This window comes from Sinorhizobium sp. GQ132 (genome assembly GCF_059758575.1).
The window spans coordinates 1-260 of record NZ_JCAXDX010000079.1 but is presented as its reverse complement, the minus strand read 5'-3'; the positions used below and the strand labels follow the sequence as shown (position 1 = coordinate 260).

1 protein-coding gene is annotated in these 260 nt (G+C 56.2%); it reads right to left on the bottom strand.

The window, feature by feature from the left end; all coding sequences use genetic code 11:
* Positions 1-212: IS66 family insertion sequence element accessory protein TnpB (gene tnpB, locus AC6CIG_RS29805; RefSeq protein WP_498324400.1), on the bottom strand; the 212-nt coding region annotated here is incomplete at its 3' end.
* Positions 213-260: the final 48 nt, after the last annotated feature.

Sequence of the window (260 nt, the reverse complement as noted above, 5' to 3'; positions counted from 1 at the left end):
CGCCCGATTTTCGGCCAGACGAACTGATTTTTTTCGAGCCGCTTCGAATACAGGCAGACGCCTGAGCCATCCCACCAGGCGATCTTGATTCTGTCTGCTCTTTTGGCGCGGAAAACGTAGAGCGAGCCATTGAATGGATCACTTCCAGCATCACGCACCAGCGCCAATAGGCTATCCGGACCTTTGCGGAAGTCGACGGGATGACTGGCCAAGAAGACCTTCGTACCAGCCGGGATCATGCAGAGCGTACCGCGCGGATA